General features: G+C 59.2%; 20 protein-coding genes. 14 read left to right on the top strand and 6 right to left on the bottom strand.

Going from position 1 to position 17,046, the window contains the following annotated elements:
* Positions 1–21 precede the first annotated feature (21 nt).
* The 10 genes from ACVWY5_RS27740 (at position 22) to ACVWY5_RS27695 (ending at position 7,015) form a co-directional block, all read left to right on the top strand.
* Entirely contained in the window at positions 22–618 is a 597-nt protein-coding gene (locus ACVWY5_RS27740; RefSeq protein WP_051376040.1) for a phage head-tail connector protein, read from the top strand.
* Positions 611–1,024 (top strand): hypothetical protein, encoded by a 414-nt coding sequence (locus tag ACVWY5_RS27735; protein WP_321176594.1) that lies wholly within the window; start codon positions 611–613, stop codon positions 1,022–1,024. Before ACVWY5_RS27740 ends, ACVWY5_RS27735 begins: the two co-directional genes overlap by 8 nt.
* Positions 1,024–1,410 carry a hypothetical protein gene (locus ACVWY5_RS27730; protein WP_028332783.1) on the top strand — a complete coding sequence of 129 codons (387 nt, stop codon included), beginning with the start codon at positions 1,024–1,026 and terminating at the stop codon, positions 1,408–1,410. The genes ACVWY5_RS27735 and ACVWY5_RS27730 overlap by 1 nt, the downstream gene beginning before the upstream one ends.
* A gap of 457 nt (positions 1,411–1,867) precedes the next feature.
* Positions 1,868–2,293 carry a hypothetical protein gene (locus tag ACVWY5_RS27725; protein ID WP_028332782.1) on the top strand — a complete coding sequence of 142 codons (426 nt, stop codon included), beginning with the start codon at positions 1,868–1,870 and terminating at the stop codon, positions 2,291–2,293.
* Entirely contained in the window at positions 2,286–3,980 is a 1,695-nt protein-coding gene (locus tag ACVWY5_RS27720) for a terminase TerL endonuclease subunit (protein WP_028332781.1), read from the top strand. The genes ACVWY5_RS27725 and ACVWY5_RS27720 overlap by 8 nt, the downstream gene beginning before the upstream one ends.
* A 23-nt stretch (positions 3,981–4,003) precedes the next feature.
* The gene (locus tag ACVWY5_RS27715; RefSeq protein WP_321176595.1) at positions 4,004–4,645 is read left to right on the top strand and encodes a hypothetical protein; all 642 of its coding nucleotides are present in this window, start codon (positions 4,004–4,006) and stop codon (positions 4,643–4,645) included.
* The gene (locus ACVWY5_RS27710; protein WP_080666978.1) at positions 4,642–5,307 is read left to right on the top strand and encodes an ATP-dependent Clp protease proteolytic subunit; all 666 of its coding nucleotides are present in this window, start codon (positions 4,642–4,644) and stop codon (positions 5,305–5,307) included. The genes ACVWY5_RS27715 and ACVWY5_RS27710 overlap by 4 nt, the downstream gene beginning before the upstream one ends.
* Positions 5,308–5,360: 53 nt before the next feature.
* Entirely contained in the window at positions 5,361–5,975 is a 615-nt protein-coding gene (locus ACVWY5_RS27705) for an SPRY domain-containing protein (RefSeq protein WP_321176596.1), read from the top strand.
* 21 nt (positions 5,976–5,996) lie between these two features.
* Complete coding sequence (locus tag ACVWY5_RS27700; RefSeq protein WP_028332778.1) at positions 5,997–6,455, top strand: hypothetical protein; 459 nt, start codon at positions 5,997–5,999, stop codon at positions 6,453–6,455.
* Between the two features lie 2 nt (positions 6,456–6,457).
* Positions 6,458–7,015 (top strand): hypothetical protein, encoded by a 558-nt coding sequence (locus tag ACVWY5_RS27695; RefSeq protein WP_028332777.1) that lies wholly within the window; start codon positions 6,458–6,460, stop codon positions 7,013–7,015.
* On the opposite strand, the gene ACVWY5_RS27690 is transcribed toward ACVWY5_RS27695, so the two are convergent.
* From ACVWY5_RS27690 to ACVWY5_RS27680, 3 genes are all read right to left on the bottom strand, one after another.
* The gene (locus tag ACVWY5_RS27690) at positions 6,999–7,169 is read right to left on the bottom strand and encodes a hypothetical protein (RefSeq protein WP_456671715.1); all 171 of its coding nucleotides are present in this window, start codon (positions 7,167–7,169) and stop codon (positions 6,999–7,001) included. The genes ACVWY5_RS27695 and ACVWY5_RS27690 overlap by 17 nt on opposite strands.
* Positions 7,170–7,534: 365 nt before the next feature.
* Positions 7,535–8,155 carry a DUF4145 domain-containing protein gene (locus tag ACVWY5_RS27685; RefSeq protein WP_456671714.1) on the bottom strand — a complete coding sequence of 207 codons (621 nt, stop codon included), beginning with the start codon at positions 8,153–8,155 and terminating at the stop codon, positions 7,535–7,537.
* 172 nt (positions 8,156–8,327) lie between these two features.
* Positions 8,328–8,822, bottom strand: coding sequence for a hypothetical protein (locus ACVWY5_RS27680; protein WP_028332775.1), 495 nt, complete (start codon positions 8,820–8,822; stop codon positions 8,328–8,330).
* A gap of 543 nt (positions 8,823–9,365) precedes the next feature.
* Between ACVWY5_RS27680 and ACVWY5_RS27675 the strand changes: the two genes are divergently transcribed.
* The 3 genes from ACVWY5_RS27675 to ACVWY5_RS27665 all read left to right on the top strand — a co-directional run bounded on the left by ACVWY5_RS27675 (position 9,366) and on the right by ACVWY5_RS27665 (position 11,604).
* Positions 9,366–9,911: a hypothetical protein gene (locus ACVWY5_RS27675; protein WP_028332774.1), complete on the top strand. Its 546-nt coding sequence runs from the start codon at positions 9,366–9,368 to the stop codon at positions 9,909–9,911.
* Positions 9,912–10,321: 410 nt separating this feature from the next.
* Positions 10,322–10,507 (top strand): hypothetical protein, encoded by a 186-nt coding sequence (locus ACVWY5_RS27670; RefSeq protein WP_028332773.1) that lies wholly within the window; start codon positions 10,322–10,324, stop codon positions 10,505–10,507.
* The gene (locus tag ACVWY5_RS27665) at positions 10,504–11,604 is read left to right on the top strand and encodes a tyrosine-type recombinase/integrase (RefSeq protein WP_051376038.1); all 1,101 of its coding nucleotides are present in this window, start codon (positions 10,504–10,506) and stop codon (positions 11,602–11,604) included. Before ACVWY5_RS27670 ends, ACVWY5_RS27665 begins: the two co-directional genes overlap by 4 nt.
* Before the next feature lie 288 nt (positions 11,605–11,892).
* Here the strand turns inward: ACVWY5_RS27665 and ACVWY5_RS27660 are convergent, their stop codons facing one another.
* The 3 genes from ACVWY5_RS27660 to ACVWY5_RS27650 all read right to left on the bottom strand — a co-directional run bounded on the left by ACVWY5_RS27660 (position 11,893) and on the right by ACVWY5_RS27650 (position 13,685).
* Positions 11,893–12,600, bottom strand: coding sequence for a LysR substrate-binding domain-containing protein (locus ACVWY5_RS27660; protein WP_051376037.1), 708 nt, complete (start codon positions 12,598–12,600; stop codon positions 11,893–11,895).
* 214 nt (positions 12,601–12,814) lie between these two features.
* Entirely contained in the window at positions 12,815–12,997 is a 183-nt protein-coding gene (locus ACVWY5_RS27655; RefSeq protein ID WP_028332771.1) for a hypothetical protein, read from the bottom strand.
* Positions 12,998–13,400: 403 nt separating this feature from the next.
* Positions 13,401–13,685, bottom strand: a complete 285-nt coding sequence (locus tag ACVWY5_RS27650; protein WP_080666967.1) for a hypothetical protein — start codon at positions 13,683–13,685, stop codon at positions 13,401–13,403.
* Positions 13,686–15,190: 1,505 nt separating this feature from the next.
* Here ACVWY5_RS27650 and ACVWY5_RS27645 point away from each other — a divergent pair.
* A complete protein-coding gene (locus tag ACVWY5_RS27645) occupies positions 15,191–16,333 on the top strand; it encodes an MBL fold metallo-hydrolase (protein WP_028332770.1) in 1,143 nt (380 codons plus the stop codon).
* Positions 16,334–17,046: the final 713 nt, after the last annotated feature.

Below are 17,046 nucleotides of genomic sequence, written 5' to 3'. Positions count from 1 at the left end.
GCCGTCCCAATGGGATGAAAGATGATCACGGTTACCGTTGCCAGTTCTGAGGTGAGCCTAACCCGACTCGACACCGTCAAGTCGGAGCTAGGCATCGTTGGCCGCGATCAAGACGACAAGCTGAAAAAGCTGATCGGTCAGGCGAGCGGTATCGTCGCGTCCTACTGCAACAGGGTATTCGCCCTAGAGACGGTGCAGGAGACCTTTCGCGTTCGCTGCGGCTCCAATGGGCTCACCACAGGCCGATACCCGATCACGGAAATCTCATCGATCGTGGAAAACGACGTTCAGCTAACCGCTGATGACTTCGAGGCGGACCTCGAAGCAGGGCTCATCGAGCGCCTGCGTTCCGGCTGCGTTGTCAGATGGCCGCAAGGGAAGGTCGTCGTGATCTACGCCGCGGGCTACGAGCTGCCATCGGCTGTGCCGCCGCCGGTTGAGCGGGCGACGATTGAGCTCGTTAAGCAGTTCTACGTGTCCGGCGACAGGGACCCGTTGGTTCGAAGCGAAACCGTCGAGGGCGCCGGCAGCACCGATTATTTCGCACCGTTCTCTGGAGGCTTCACGCCTGAGGTCGAGGCGCTGCTAGCGCCATACAGGAAGTTTTCAAATGCTTAATCCAGGTGATTACACGCTCTCAGCGCTCGGCATCACCACGGCGCTCAGCGGCCAAGCCCAGACTTCCATTCAAGATCTGGAGGGTATGAACGCGGCGACCATCGAAGCGCAGTTCGCCTACGGTTCCGGAGGAACAAGCGCCAAGGTCTGGATACAGACCACGCTCGACGCGGGCCAGACCTGGCTTGATATCGCCTGCTTTGCGTTCACCACGTCGAGCAGCACCAAGGTCATCAACCTCTCTGGGCTTACGCCGGTAACCACGGCCATTGTCCCGACCGATGGCGCAATGTCGGACAACACCGTCCAGGATGGCGTGCTCGGTTCTGCGCTCCGCGCCAAGATCACCACCGCGGGCACGTATGCCGGAGGCACCTCTCTCAGTGTGAGGGCCAGCGTTCGCTAATGAACCGGCTGCTGTCCCAACTGAACCGGTGGCTGGATACGCGCGGCGAACTCGTTTGGCTGCAGCGCACCACCTCAGGAACGAATGTCCGGGCTCAGGTGCCCGCGATCGTGCGTGCCCTGACTGCGGAACAGTTGATCGGCAACATCACGCAGCAAAGCCTGTTCATCATCATTTCGCCGACGCATCTGTTCGGCCGTAAGCAGTGGCCCGGTGGTTTTGCTCCGAACGCGCAAACGGCTGGCATCATCGATCCAACCGATCTGCGCTTTCCCCGCACGAGCGATGCCATCTTTGTTCGCGGTCCTCAGCGAGCGCTGACCAACGTCAAGCCAGTCTTCGACCGTGGCGAGTGCATTCGCATCGAACTGAGCTGTACGGGGTAGGCGCCATGCCAATGCGAGCACCCCGCATCTGTACGTGTGGTCGGCGCGTCAGTGGTGGCGCGCAGTGCGTCTGTCAGCAGGCGCGCAAGGCTGAGGCCGATAAGCGCCGGCCCTCAGCACGCGAGCGTGGCTACACCACGAAATGGGAACGAGAGAGCAAAGCGTTCCTTGCGCGTCCAGAGAACCAGCGGTGCGCCTGCGGCTGCGGCAGGTTGGCCGACATGGTGGACCATAGGGTCCCCCATCGTGGTGATCAGCGGCTGTTCTGGAGCCGAAGCAACTGGCAGCCGATGGCCTCATCTCCCTGCCATTCCAGCCGCAAGCAGGCTGAGGAGAAGCGGGCAGCCCGCGATGGCGTCTTGGGTCCCCGCCGTCGACAGACTTTGGCTTACCCCCTTGGGACCGGTTCCGGGGTCGAAAATTGGGCCATGCGGGATACGAAAACGGAAATTCAGCCATGAGCCGGCCTGGCCCCAAGGGAAAGCCGCCCGAGCTGAAGGTCATTTCTGGCACGGACCAGCCCGCCAGGAGGCGTGAAAGGTTGGTCACCACGCTCGACGGCCAGCCGACTAAGCCTACTTGGCTCAAAGGTCGAGCGGCCAAGCTGTGGGCGGAGAAGGTTGCGACATACGCCGATCGCGGCCAGTCGGTGGTTGGGTGTGAGAGCGCTCTAGCCCAATATTGCTCGCTTGAGGCATCCCTGATCGAGCAGTTCGTCAAGAAACTCACACCGCCGACCAGCCAACTCTCGGCCTACCGCACCTATGCGGCGGAATTCTTCGATACTCCGGCATCGCAGATCGGCTCGCCGAAGCAGCCCAAGGCCGGCAAGTTCGCCGGCAACGGGCAGCCGCCGACACCGGAAGGCGGCACCGATGCGTGATTATCCAAGCATCGCGGAGCGGTACTGCCGCGACGTCCTTGCTGGCGCGGTCGTCGCTGGCAAATGGACGCGGCTAGCGTGCCGGCGCCATCTGCAGGATCTAGCGCGTGCCGGCGACGCCACGTTTCGATACACGTTCAGCGCGTGGCATGCGTCTGATGTCTGCGACTTTATCGAGAAGCTGCCCCACGTTGAGGGCAAGTGGGCTTCACCGACCATCACGCTCGAGCCGTGGCAGGTGTGGCTGCTGGTATGTGTGTTCGGGTGGCGTCGGAAGTCGGACGGCGGCCGACGCTTCGAACAGTCCTATGTCGAGGTCGCCCGCAAGAACGCTAAATCGGCTCTGACCTCTGGTGTGTCCCTATACTGTCTCACCTGTGACGGTGAGGTGGGACCCCAGATCAAGACGGCAGCCACCACTGGCGGGCAGGCGCGCATTGTATTCGACGTCGCCAGCAAGATGGCGCGCGCGACTCCGGATCTCAGAGAAGCCTTCGGCCTCGAGGTCATGGCGAATTCGGTGGTTTGCCACCAGAACAACGGCAGCATTCAGCCGATCAACGCCAAGTCGTCCACGCAGGATGGTCTAAACCCTCATCTGACTGTGGTCGACGAGCTCCACGCGCACAAAGATCGATCGTTGTTCGACGTGTTGCGGTCTGCCACTGGCGCGCGGAAAAATCCGCTGATGTGGATGATCACGACCGCGGGCTATTCCACGATCGGCGTCTGCTATGAGCAGCGGGACTATCTGTGCAAGGTCCTTGAGGGCGTCGTCGAGGACGACAGCTATTTTGGCGTTATCTACACGCTAGACGAGGGCGACAATCCCTTTGATGAGACTGTCTGGCCGAAGGCGAACCCAAACCTGAATGTCTCGGTCGACATCGAGAAGATGCGCGCCTATGCGCGCCAGGCCAAGAACTCGCCAGCCAGCGAGGGCGAATTCCGCACCAAGCGGCTTAATCTTTGGCAGAACAGCCACTCGACCTGGTTGTCGATTGAGCAATGGAAGGCTTGCGGCGACACCACTCTGAAGATCGACGACTTCGCTGGCAAGCTGGCCTGGATCGGCGTCGACCTCGCCGACACAAACGACGTCGCAGCGTTGGTTATCGTCTTCGAGCGTGACGGCGTCCATCACGCATTCGCGCGCTTCTATTTGCCCGAGGACCTGGTCGAGATCTGCGCGCACCGCACCACGACCCACTACAAAGTGTGGGCGGATCAGGGTTTCATCACCACGACCAAGGGCGACTTCATCGATCACAACGCGATCGAGCAGGACATCCGCGCGCTGTGCGAAGCCCATCAGGTCATGAGCATCCGCCTCGAGCACTATGGATCGGCCCAGATCGCAGCGAACTTGATGGAAGACGGTCTCCCGGTCGAGATCGTGCACAAGAAGCCGGAGACCTACAGCGAGCCGGCGAAGTTGCTGGAGGCGTGGGTCGAGGTCCGGAAATTCCGCTTCGACGGCAATCCTGTTCTGACCTGGATGGCATCAAACTGTGTCGTTGATCGCCGGGTGAATGGCTCGATCCTCCCGAAGAAAGAGCACAAGGACAGCCCGAAGAAAATTGACGGAATCGATGCGCTGATCATGGCGATCGGCGCGGCGGCGGCGGGAGAAAGCCGCTCAGCATACGATTCTGACGATCGAGCAGATGGAATTTTGCATGTTTGAGGTCCCCATCAGGAGAGGTTCAGGTGTTCTGTAGTCCGCAAATTCTCGCACGGCCGGCCCCTAAGCCCTCGGCGGGTGGTGGCGCGCCGACAACGTTTGATGCCGCATCGCTTTCTAACGCCACGCTTTCCAATGGAAACCTGACTGCGACGCGGAGCAACACGAGCACGGGCGGCGCGCAGTCGATTGCCTACAAGAGTGCAGGGAAATTCTATTTCGAAGTAACCGTAGGTGCATCGCACGGCAGCACGGACACCATCGGCGTTATGGCGTCTACCTACGGGTACGGTGCGCTCACCAACGGCAACACGGGTGCTGGGTCTGGTGTCTGGCTGGGCAACGGAAACATTGTGAATAATGGCGGCGTTGTCGGAGGCCTCGGCGGTCCCGCCAATGCTGGGGGAAGCGTTATCTGTGTCGCCCATGACGCCGGCCTTGGGAAGGTCTGGTACAGGCTCAACGGCGGCAATTGGATGAACAGCGGGACGGCGGACCCTGCGACGAACAACGGAGGTGTCACCTTGCTCGCCGCGCAATACGCTCCGGTGGTCGGATTCAGCCCGTTTGGAAGCCCAACGGCAGGCGACAACTTCACTGCCAACTTCGGTGCAACGGCATTTGTCTATGCCGTTCCGTCTGGCTTCACGGCTGGATGGTCGGCATGAGCTTCGTGCCAGAGATTTATCGCATCCACGCGGACCCTCGAATCGAGGCGGTGCCACTGCCTGAGTGTCCGAATCCGCCGATCCGCCCAGAAGGCTCAGGGCAAGCAATTACGCTGAAGTTTCACTCGGCTGTCTCCCGGGGCGTGGACGTTGCCGAGGGTCGCGCTCCTGAGCGTGATATCGTCCCTTATTTGCAGGCTATTTGCGGCGCGTGTGACCAATCCATCCATGTCGAAATCGACTGCGCCGGGGGCGAAGCCCGGAGCGCGGCAGCAATCGCTCTGGCTCTCCTGCAGCATCCGTGGCGCGTCACGGCCCGAATTACTGGCCGGTGCTCGAGCGCAGCGATCTTTCTCGCGCTGGCGGCTGACTTCCGAAGCATCGTGCCGGGTGGAACGGTTCTTATTCATCGGAGCGCGAGAATCTGCACGCATGAACAATTCGAGAGAATGCGGCAGCTGTCGGCTGAAGCTAAAGAGGCCATCAATGCCTCGCTGAACGCGACCGATGACCTTGAAGCCGCAATGTTGACGTCTCGGCTCGGCATCACCGAACAGCTCGCCCGTGGTTGGGCGGCGGAGGCGCGCACCTGGTCCGCGACGGAAGCTCTTGAAGCCGGTTTCGTTGATGCGATCGAAGACTACGCACAGGTGGCATCGTGACGGGGGTCAATTGGCTTGTCGAAATCACGGCTGAATCAATTCTACAGTGTCGCGTGAACTCGCTGACATCGCCTCCACCCGTTGTCAGCGTCAGTTCTGCCTTCGACCCTGGCACGCTCTCCGACGCCACACTCTCCAACGGCAATCTGACTGCCACGCGCACCAGCACGAGCACGGGCGGCGCCGCCTCGACCTCCTATCAGAGCGCCGGCAAATACTACTTTGAATTCATTGTCGGCGCGTCGCATGGCTCAACTGATTTCGTTGGCGCCATGGACGCGAGCTACGGCTTTTTCTTCTGTGTGAACGGAAATACGGGTGCTGGCTCCGGCGTCTGGTTAGGCACTGGGGCCATCACGACTAACGGTGGCACAGTCGCAACGCTAGGCGCTGCTTCTGCAAGCGGAAACGTCATCGGCGTCGCGATCGATTGCGATAACGATTGGATATGGTTTCGACTTAACGGCGGCAACTGGAACGCAGACGGTACAGCGAATCCCGCCACAAACACTGGCGGAGTTGCGCTGATCGCGGCGTCATATGCGCCTGCTGTTGCGTTCAGTCCCTACGGCAGTCCCACAGTCGGCGACAATCTGACGGCCAACCTAGGGGCGACTGCGTTTGCCTACAGCGTTCCCTTTAGCTTCACCGCTGGATGGCCGCCATGATGCAAAGAGAAGGCATGTGACATGAGTACATCGAGCCAAGCCCTGGCTGCGATCAGAGATCGTCTCAAGGCTGATGACTCTGGCATCACCATTCCGTTGCGTTGGCATGGTGAGCCGGCCGACCCATTGCCTGATGATCCAGCGCCTTTCGGCTTCGTCATCTTTAACAACGAAGGATCGGGAGTCGGGCCGATCGAGTTCGGCGGGGGCAGGGGGCATAATCGTTACAGGAACAAAGCAACCGTCGAGGCCTACGTGTTCGTTCCTGCGCAGTCGGGCTTGCCGGCCGCGCTCGACCTCGCAGAGACCGTCGCGTCTAGGCTACGCAGCTTCCGGGACGACACGGTGTCGTGCTTCTCTGCCGACGTTATCCCGATCGGCGCCGGCTCCAGCATCGCGCCGCCCGGCCTAGACAGCGACGTGTCGAACTTCGTCGTCGCGCTGGCGGAGGTGAGGGTTACGTTCGATCAGATTGGCTAGCCATGAGTTTCGATAGCGTCGTTATCGAGGTCTCCAATCTTACTCAGGCGCAGATCGTCGCGGAAGCGAAGCGGGCTCATGCGCAGGTGATGAATGCGCCTCCGCAGCCGACGAGTTTCAAGCGCCACGTTGACGGTGTTGAGGCTCCGGAGGAAGCAGTCAAGCCCGGTGGCATCATCGTTTATGACTATCTCCGGCTTGAGACCATCAAGGCCTTGGCGCTTGAGACCTTGCGTGACCTGTCGCCGGTCAGGAGTGGAGAGTATCGAGACGCCCATCGGGTCGTCATGGATACCCCGACAGAGGTTCGGATCACCAATACTGTTGAATACGCCAGAGTGATCGAACTCAGTGCGAGAGGCAAGACAACGCTACGCATTCAGAAGGGTGGCCACGTCTACGACAAGGCGGAACGCATCCTAAAGCGAATTCCGGAAGTCGCTGACAGCGTGACTATCGACTTCACGTTCACCGACAGCGCCGGGCCCGCGGCGAATGACAGCAAGGCGGCTCGCCGCGCGGCTCAGTGGCCGACGCTCATTATCAAGGCTCGACAGTGAACGCCTTTGCGGGCTCGTTCATCACGACGCCCACCATCGAGCGCATTGCGTTATCGGTCATTCGCTTTCGGTAGCCGGCGCGCTTGATCGAGTGGACGGCAACTAGTGTGGCGACGAAGCAAATCGCGATCGTTAACGTGGCTGTCACTGTCATCTAGCTCCGGTGAAAACCTTCGGGAATTCTGAATCAACCGGAGGGCGAGGGCAAGAGTCGGGGATTCCAATTCCGGGCAGGATATGTTACAGGTAGGCGTCGTTCCCATTCCGAACTACGCTTATTTGTAACATGATCAATTGCATCGATTGCCGGAAAGAGGTGAAGGTCGACGCCGTCCGCGGCATGTGCCAGGCCTGCTATGCCCGCGACCTTCGTGCTCGCAATCGCATCAAATTCCTCGTCTGCCAGACCTGCAAGGGCGGCTTCTCCAGCACGCGCTCGGACGCGCTGTTCTGCTCGGCGGCTTGCCGGCAATCGGCTTATAGGATGCGGAGCGAGTGCGCGTGAAACGGCCTAGGTCGTTAAGAGATGCTCGATATCTGTCCTTGCTTTGCCTCCTCGAGCTCGGCGACCTTCTGGGCACTTAGAGCTTGTAGCTCAGCCAACCTTCGCGAGCGCTTATCTCTCTCGACGTACCATTCCTCGAACAGCATCTCGATAAGCTCGATCAACATCTGAGCCTCACCGGGTTCAATGTCGACGATGAGATTGACGTCCTTTTCCATGTGGGCACCGATGTTGCCGACTTTGCGAACAACGTCTATCGCGTCGACGCTCTCATGCGTCACACCCTTGGCCGCCGTATTTGAATCGAGCTGTTGGCGAAGAGTTTTTATTTCATCGAATAGCGTTCCTTTGGTGATCCCGCAGAAATCGCGAATCATGCCTTGGAGGCAGCGCCGAGCGAGTGTTGCGCTGGCCTTCGGACTGAGGTCGCGGATCAGGCAAGCCTCGAAGTAGTCGGTTCTAAGCGAGGACGGAATGAATTCCGGCTGCGGCTTGGCTGAGCTGGTGGGCCGCAAGTTGTAGGTCTCGATAATGTCAGTCACTCGAAACCCTTCCCACTGTTCGGGCCCGGTCCCAAAATGCGAGATCAGCGATACCTCTTGGCACTCTAAATTAGCACAGGCGTAGGCAATCATTAGGGTTCCGACGTATCCATACTTGTGCTCTTTCAAGGGCAGATAAACGTGTCTTGCTGCAAATTGGCCATCAGTGACGACCTGCGGTCGGTTGCAGAATGGGCAGGTCCAGTTTCGAGATGACATCTGTGATACCTAGGGCAGTGAAAAAAGAAGCAACAATGCGTGGAAATCAACGCTCGGGCTCAGGCCAGTAGACGTCGACCGTTTGCAAACCGGCGCGCTTGAAGTAGTCAGCAAAATTGCCGGAGCCAACTACGGCATCGATCAATCGCCAGATATTGTACTGACGTTCCGGGATATCGACCTTACCGAACTGAGGAACGGGGAGGCCGGCGCGGGCGCCGTCGACTAGAACTCGTAGCTCTCGCAAGACCGGAACGCCGTTGTATCGAAAATCAACCCAGCTTGAGCTTGCTTTTCGATCAGCAAATTTCGTGGCCCAGTCCTCCTGGAAGTCTTCGAGGTGTGTGAGCCCAAGTGCGATCGAAATTCTAAGGTCGGTCCTCAAGACGAGCAGTGAGTGATGCTCGTCGATCTCGACCCAAGGCACAGGATGACCACCGCTGACCTGCTGGATGTCCTGCGCGAACGTGGGTCGGTTGATACTATTCCACTCCGATGCATCGCTCTCTTCGATCTTAGATAGCAGTTCTTCAAGGGTCATTCTCGATGGCTCCTAGGGGTTGATTCGTCGGTCAATATACCCGCAGGACGCGCGAAATCCGCCCCAGAGGGGCTTGGCAAATCGGCTAATCGGTGGAAATCTGTCCGTGGGTGTGAGAACCCGGATCAGCGATAGGCAAGCTCATGGTTGGCGCCATTGAGAGCTGCCGAGGCGCTAGGAGCCTTGGCGGGCTCCGACGCGCAATGGGACGCCTTGGCGGGCGTACCGACCTGGCAATTATGCCGGGGGCGGTGCGCCATGTCCAGAGCGCAAGCTTAAAAGCGCCGCCGACCTGTCTCGCTGACAGGTTCTCACCCCCCGGCTGCCCAGTCCGTCACTGGGCGCGGCTGTGAGAGGCCAAATCAGCGAGTCTAATCAATGACATTTCGATGCATCGCCGCCCCAGGCGGCAAACAATTGTCCGCACCTCCAGTGATTCCAGGAAGCCATCCGCCCGCATGTCAGGGAGGCGAGGGCGAGCGCGAACTAAGTCCGAGCTCGTCAATTCCTATGGCAGGGGCAATTCACAGGAGATCACTCATCATGAACGCATTCGTTGGCACCGCCGCGCTCGCTGGCTCTGCCTTGGGGACGGTGGCATTGTCGATCGACCCCGCGTCAGCGGCTTCCGAGAAGGAAGGCTTCGCCATCAGTCAAGAACTATGGGACCTCGGTCAGGCCCTCCGGGATGCCGACAAAGCCTTGAAGGCGGCCCACGATGTCTACAACGCCGAGTACATCCAGTATCGGGCCTGGGGGAAACGAAACCCAGAGCCGAAGTATGCCAGCGACAGACGGGCGTGGCGCCGATGGGACGGGAAGTTCAAGGCGTACATGCGCTCTTGTAGTTTCCACGCCACGCAGGGCGCTCACGAGGAGGCTTGCGAGGCCCATGCAGCGTTGCGCAAGGCAATCGCGGAGTACCGAGCGCGCGATATGAACGAGGTCGTTTACAAAGCCTGCCTCGTCTGTGTGTTCGAAGACCGTGCCCACAACGGGGGCACCTACTTCCGCCCGTACATGGCGCAGGGCGTCGCATTTGACCTCGCTCGCATCGGCACGAGCGGCAGCGCGCCTCTAAACGGCTGAGCTAAACCGACCCTCAGAAAGCCCGCCGGCCTTTGGCCGTGCGGGCTTTCGACGTGGCACCGCTGCTCCGTTCGCGCCACCTTGTGGTCCCCCTGTGGGATCGTCAGTATTTCCGATGGGCGGGAGAGTTGATTTGAATCAGTGGTCCGGCGTGGTTCCGATTGGCGCTGCCGTCAATTAGAATCTTCGCCTCCACCCGACAATCAACAGGTCCCGTCAAGTAAACGACGCGTTTTGTTCTTGGCTCTAAGTTATTGAATTTGCTCTCAGCCGAAATAATACCTGTGGGCGACCTGTGTATCACCGCGATGCTCGTCTTCCAATTCGCTCACTCGAAGAATATTGCCGTTTAGTAGATTTGTGCTCCTGCCGGCGCCGTTAAGTGCGCAAGGGCGGTTTGAGGAACAAGAATGTCGCGCGGTGTTCAGGCGTTTAAGCAGACCGACGTCACCAAGGCGGCAAAGGCCGCGCGCAACGCTGGCCTGTCGGTTCATCGTATTGAGATCGGCCGCGATGGAAAAATCGTCGTGCACACAAGCGAGGCGACCGACGCTGATCCCGAGAAGTCCAGCAATGAGTGGGACGACGTCGAGTGAAGCGAAAGAACCCGAAGTACACGCACGAGTTCATCGACCACGATGGCAAGACGCGCTTCTACCTTCGGGTACCGGGTCGGAAGCGTGTGCCGCTCCCCGGACTGCCCTGGTCGCCGGAGTTTATGGCGGCGCGAGAGAGGGGCCTTAAAGAAGATTGGGGACCGGTGCAAATAGGCTCCGGACGAACCGTAGCGGGCACAGTGAACGCCTCGCTCGTGAGCTATTATCAATCGACTGGCTTCAAGGATGGCCTCGCCCCAAGCACGCGCACAAGCCGCAAAGCCATTCTAGAGAGCTTCCGGAATGATCATGGCGACAAGCGTGTCGCGCTTATGCATAGCACTGCTTTGCAGAATATCTTCAACAAGAAATCCCCCGCGGCCCAGCGCAACTGGATGAAGGCGCTTCGCGGTTGGATTGATCACTGCCTCGCCATGAAGATGATCGACGAAGATCCTCTCAAGGACGTGAAGCTTGTCAAACTTAAGCAGAGCGGCGGCGGCTTCCACGCGTGGTCCGAGGAGGAGATTGCTCAGTACCGGGCGAGACATGCGTCAGGGACAAAAGCCCGTCTTGCGCTCGAGGTCCTCCTGCAAACCGGGCACGCACGTTCCGATATCGTCAGAATGGGGCGGCAGCATGTGAAGGGGGGCAAGCTTTCGATGCGTCGTCAGAAGACGGGCGTCGCGTTTGACATTCCGCTGTTGCCTGACCTTGTGGCCGAACTGGAACTACAATCAGCATCGCAGCTCGCTTTCCTCACGACGGACAAAGGCAAGCCATTCACGGCGGCGGGATTCGGCAATTGGTTTGCCGACCGCTGCATTGAAGCTGGCGTTCCTGGACGCGCTCATGGGTTGCGCAAGGCATCCGCGATTCGGCATGCCCTTAACGGCGTGACGGCGCCGGAACTGATGGCCTGGCATGGATGGAAAACCATCGGCGAAGCGCAGCGATACATCGAAGAGGCGAACCGCATCAGGTTGGCCGAGAGCGCTGGGGCAAAGATCATTTCCAGAACAGGCGTTGGCAAACCGAAAACCCAGTTTGCCAAAAAGCAGCGTAAGTCATTGAAACAAAAGCAGGTGAAATCTTGACTGGCGATCCCGGCAGGATTCGAACCTGCAACCCGCGGAGAAGAAATCCGCTAATCGGCTAACCGACCTAAGGGCGTTGGGCGGCTTACCCAAAAGGCTCCCAAGTGCCGGAAATGTTCCAAACCATTTCGCTGCTTCCGATAAGTCATTGAAAGCGCGACAAATGCGAGCGCCCTCCGAGCGCACCATAAACCCACATGCATCGCATTAGCCCGCGGAGGTGGAGGCACGCTTGCGAAAGGATCGTGCAAGGTCATTCGCCATGCAGGATGTGAGCGCGGATGAGCCTCAATCCAGTTGCTGCGCGACGTTAAGCAGCTTCTCTCTTAGCCACTTGTGTCCTGGATCGGTCGTATGGCGTGGGTGCCAGTACATCGCCTCGTGGATGTCCGGGACAGATATTGGGGACTCCAGCAGCTTGATATCGACCGTGCCAATCAATCTCCTGGCCGCCCGTTCCAGCACGAGGCTGACGAGCCGCGTCCCTTTGATGAGAAATGGGTTCAACAGAAAACTTTCGACGGTCACCTCTATATGCCGTTGCACGCCGGCATTGGCAAGATGTTGGTCGGCGAGGTTCAGCTGCCGATCGTCTCCGATGCCGTAGACGAGATGCGGAAGTTCGAGAAACTGCGTCTCGGTCAACGTATCGCCTGTGACGTCGGGGTGATTTGCATCGACGGCGCAGAGCCAGCGATCGCTTAGCAGCGACGCCGTCGGATAGTCGTTCGGTGCGAAGAGCTCGATCGGCTCGATGACAATGTCCGCTTGGTTTGTCTGCAGCACGCGCGCGGCGTCGCGAGCACGAGGCAGTAGATGAATCGTCACGTTTGGAGCCTCGTTGGAGATAATCCTCACGAGCGGCGTGAGCAGAACCAACCCCGCATAGTCGGACGCACTGATCGAGAACGTCCGCGCATCGCTCGCCGGGTCAAATCCAGGACGACGCAGCAGAAGCTGTTCGATCCTCGATAATGACAGCTGACGTCGGGGCATAATCACGACCCGCCGGAAGTATTCGTATGGGTTGCGCTGCGTTCCTGGCTCGCTGAATAGACGATGCCGCAGCCGAACCGGTACGAAGATGAAGGCGAAGAATGGCCCAACAGTGACTGCATCGGCAAGGAAGGTTGGCCTACAAGCTAAGGCAGACGATGGCCGTAGCAGCCGTCAACTTAGCCTAGCGTGAAGGCGCGAGGAGCCCACCGGTTCACGCCGGCGGACTTCCCCTTAACGCAATCTCCATTGTTTCAGGCTGTCGACCGCGGCGCGCGCTATGCTCGGTCATGGCCTTCACCGCCTCATCTTCGTCGGCGCAAAAAGCGATGCTTCGCCGATCGGCAAACACGAGCCACTGGCGAAGGCCAACTTCCCTGATGACGTACTCGGTCATTTTCGAGCGTCCTGCAGCGAGTGGACTGCATCTTATGCAAACGACGTTGCTGTTCCATTAATAAGAAGCCGGCCCAGACGGTGAGCACGCACCGAAAGGGGCAAGCTTTTGTCGGCCTTTCATTTCGAATGGGAAGGCAAAGTCGAGTATGCAGAGAGCGCTATCGAAGGCGCGGGGCTTGCTGTGATGGGTGCCGCTGTTCGATAAGCCGCTTCCGGATCATCTGCCTGACTGGGCGACGGCCTGGATCTGATCCCAAAAAGTACGCCGCCGGGCTTGAAATGCTGCGTCCCCGGCGGCGGCCTTCCAGCTGGCCCTGTAATCCCAGCAACACAGCGGTAGCAGGGCGGTCAACACACGCGAGTGATGCAGATCAATCCTACCGACGGGCTTTTGCGCGAAATCACCAGCGGCGATAACCGCCGTGATAGCCGTAACCCCTATGATAACCGTAGCCCCTGTGCACGTATCCGTAACGACGGACGCCGTAGCCACGATAGCCGTAACCGTAGCCGTACCCCCTGTAGACGGGCGCCGTGCGGACACAGCCGTTCGGGCCGCAGACTACGGCGACATTCTCGACGTTTGAAGCGGGAGAAAGCGTGGCGAGTGGCATCGCCGACGCGCTTCCTGCCGCAGCAAGGCTGCCGAGCGCAGCAAGTCCAACAAGTGCAAATTTAAGCTTCATGGTTTCCTCTCGTGGAATCTAAGGCACCCCACACTGTAGGAAGTTGAACGTGAATGCTGGATGAGCAGGCCAGCCGTTTTTGCGTGACGAAAATGCGGCGCGCTTATGCTCGGTGCGGGGTGTCCCCAAGCGGCCCCTAGGAGCATGCGGAACGATGAGGGTGCCAAGGTCAGATTAGCTAAATGCGATAACGAGCAGGCCCGAGCACAACAGCACAAGGCAGGTCGCGATTAGCGCGAGGAATCCATCGGACACGAAGTCATGGTGACGCATGATACACCTCCCTGTCGCGGATGGGAGGCTGGTCCGAATTTATTAAAGATTTCGGAATCGGGTTTTGGTGAAGGCCACTAGCTACTGTCTTTGCTGTTTTCACGAAACCCGTGTGGATCATCGGAATAATTCCAAGAAAAGACGCCGCCGGTCTCAAAAATACACGCCCGGCGGCGTTTCCTTCCTGAACTGGGACACTGAAATCCCCAGCGTCAATCTAACTGCATCGTCCGTGCCGCTGGGCTTATCGCTTGCTGGCGAGGTGAACGGTCGAATTTGTGCCCGGCTGGGGAGCGCCCATCGTCGCCCATACCGCAATGCCGATGGCCAGCGCGACCAACATAGTCTTGGTAGCGTTTTTATTGCCATTCATCCTGGAGACGCCTCTCACGCGCGCAGTCGCCAAATCTCAAAAGTACGCCGCCGGGCCCGAAATGGTTTGTCCCGGCGGCGCCCTGTCATTCCCAGCGCTGGGGCCCTGAAATTCCCAGTATCGGTTGCCTAGCAGGCTTTGCGCCAAACGACTGTTGCTTGGCTCACACAAACGTTTGGAAGAAGAGCCGGCGCCAGGGCCGCACGCCAGCTCCTCCCGAAACGGACCGCCATGTTTCGTCCCCAACGGTCCCGTCCCACAGGAAAGCGTGCGCCGCTCTGGTTGCTGATCTCCTAACGACCCTGGTAAAATCGACATCGGTTTTCGGCGGACGGACGGGCCCGAATGGCGAGCCGATCAAGCCGGCGGGATCTGGCGGCAAGTCGTGAAGACAAGTCCGGCCTTGCTGCATTGCCACCGGTCACCGAGCGCAACACTGCTTGCGACGGGACAGGGTGCGGCCAATGCGAATAGGACGGCGGCCGGCGAGGGGGTGGCTGGTGTTTCGGAGCCATGGCGCATCTTCCCGCGGAATCAGACATGCGGGAAGTGGCTAGGAGTTGTCTCTAGGGCGGCGAGCCGCGCTATCGATTGGTCAATCGGCGCGTTCTCATAAATCTGAAACGACCACTTTCAGGAGCGAAGCAGACACGCAACCGACGTCAGGGATATCGCCTTGTAACCCGAACCGGACCGATGCGACTCGCCACACTTTCCCGCGCGGGATAGGATGCATCCAATCCTCGGTGTGCGGGCTGCCAGACGCTGGTGTGTTCGGCACTCCAACGCCTCCGCCTGGAGTGCGTTTCCGGCGTGATGCCTTGCGGCAGCAAAGGCCACGCAAAGGGAGGATTTGATCATGCAAATTTGCCAATGCAACGCAATTCATCGACGCGATGTAGTATGCGGCGGCGGTGCTGCCTTGTTCAGCGCCATCGTGGCGACGCTGATCGGCAGCGGAAAACCGGTACGCGCAGAAACGGTCGCCGGTAACGTTCCGGAGGTCGATCGTGTGGCAGTGCGCGTTCTCGTCGATAGCTACCAATTCGCTGTCGCGCCGAGCCGGAAGGTTTCCAATGTTGAGATTGAACACTTCGGCTGGGGCATCGGCGGTACCAAGCCGCCCGGCAAAACCTTGATCAGTGAGTTCGGACTGTCGATGCACGTCGAGACACGGCACGGCGGCGAAACACGACATGTCTTGGTCGATTTCGGCTTCACGCCAGACGCGCTCGTCAACAACGCCAATCTCGTAGGCATCGATCCGGCCGCGCTGGATGCCCTTGTCTTGAGCCACGGTCACTACGATCACTTTGGTGGTCTCGCCGGTTTCCTGAAACAAAACAACGGCAAGCTGAAAGCCAAGCTACCGATTTACGTCGGGGGCGAGGACGCATTCTGCTCCCGCGAATGGACGGCTCCGCCGGTGCGCGGCGACTTCGGAGCCTTGGATCGCAAGGCACTGGAAGGCGCCAATGTTGCGGTGACCTATGCGGAAGGGCCGGCACTGGTCGCCGATCACGGCTTCACCACGGGGCACATCGGTCAAACGAGCTTTGAGAAGCTGCTATCCCCCAGCGCCATGAAGATCGGCGTGGATCACGGCATTGGATGCTATGCCGACAAGCTTCCGGAGGACGAACGGACGAAGACTGTCATCCCGGACCAGTTCCGGCACGAGATCGCCACCGCATTCAATCTAAAAGGCCGTGGATTGATCGTGTTGACGTCTTGCAGCCATCGCGGGGTAATCAACGCAATCAAACAAGCCCAAGCAGCTTCGGGTATCAGCAAGGTTCATGCGGTGATCGGTGGGTTCCACCTCGCGCCCTACAAGGAGGACTATGTGCGCGAGACGATCACAGCGCTGAAGGCTATCGAAATCGACTACGTCATTCCTCTGCACTGCACTGGTGAGCCATTCTACGAAATGGCCAAGGCCGAGATGCCGAACAAGATCCTGCGCTCCTACACGGGCACACGTTTCGTCTTCGCCGTCTGAGCAAGAAGGACCCACGAAACGAATAGAAAGCGGCTTACCGGCCCGGTATTCGGCCTTGGCCGAGGAACGATCCGGGTGCGGGCTTGGCGACCATGCGAAAGCCTTTACAATCCGCGAGGGCATTACCGCGTGTGCCCCTTCGCGACATATTGCAGCGCTACGCGACCTCGGTCGCTTAACGGGGCATAGCTAAAGTTGAGGGACCCATGGCGACGTGCTGCCAGTTTTCATATTTTGCGACGAGCAAGCCATTCCGAGTTGTCTTGGGTTGCAATACAGCGCACGCGAAATTCGGATGATGACATGCCGTTCAGTCGGTCCGCCGCTGGGTCTAACTCTTCGCAACTGGCCTGCTCTACAGTTACGATCTGACCGGCGACGAGCCAAGCTAAGATCGGAACTGAAGGGCCAATGAGTACGAGGAAGGCCAAGCCGAGAGTGCGAGACCAACGTTCAATACGGAGCCCTGTCCGGTACACCACGGCTATTCCGAAGCCGAAGCACGCGATCCAAACGGCAAACCAACAAGCAGAGATCATCCGTCTCTCCCCGCCCGAACAGTTTGTACAACGTTACGCTTGACACCCCACGTCACGCCAGAAGAGTTTACAAGGGTCGGTACACTTGACCAATTCTGGATAGTGCACTCAGCGACAACTCAGACCTCTGGTAATGTCCGCTGTCGTGCCGCTATCAGAGACACAACGGACCAC

The organism is Bradyrhizobium sp. USDA 3256 (assembly GCF_054058275.1).
Note: the sequence above shows the minus strand (reverse complement) of the source record. Positions and strands in the feature narration are given on the sequence as shown.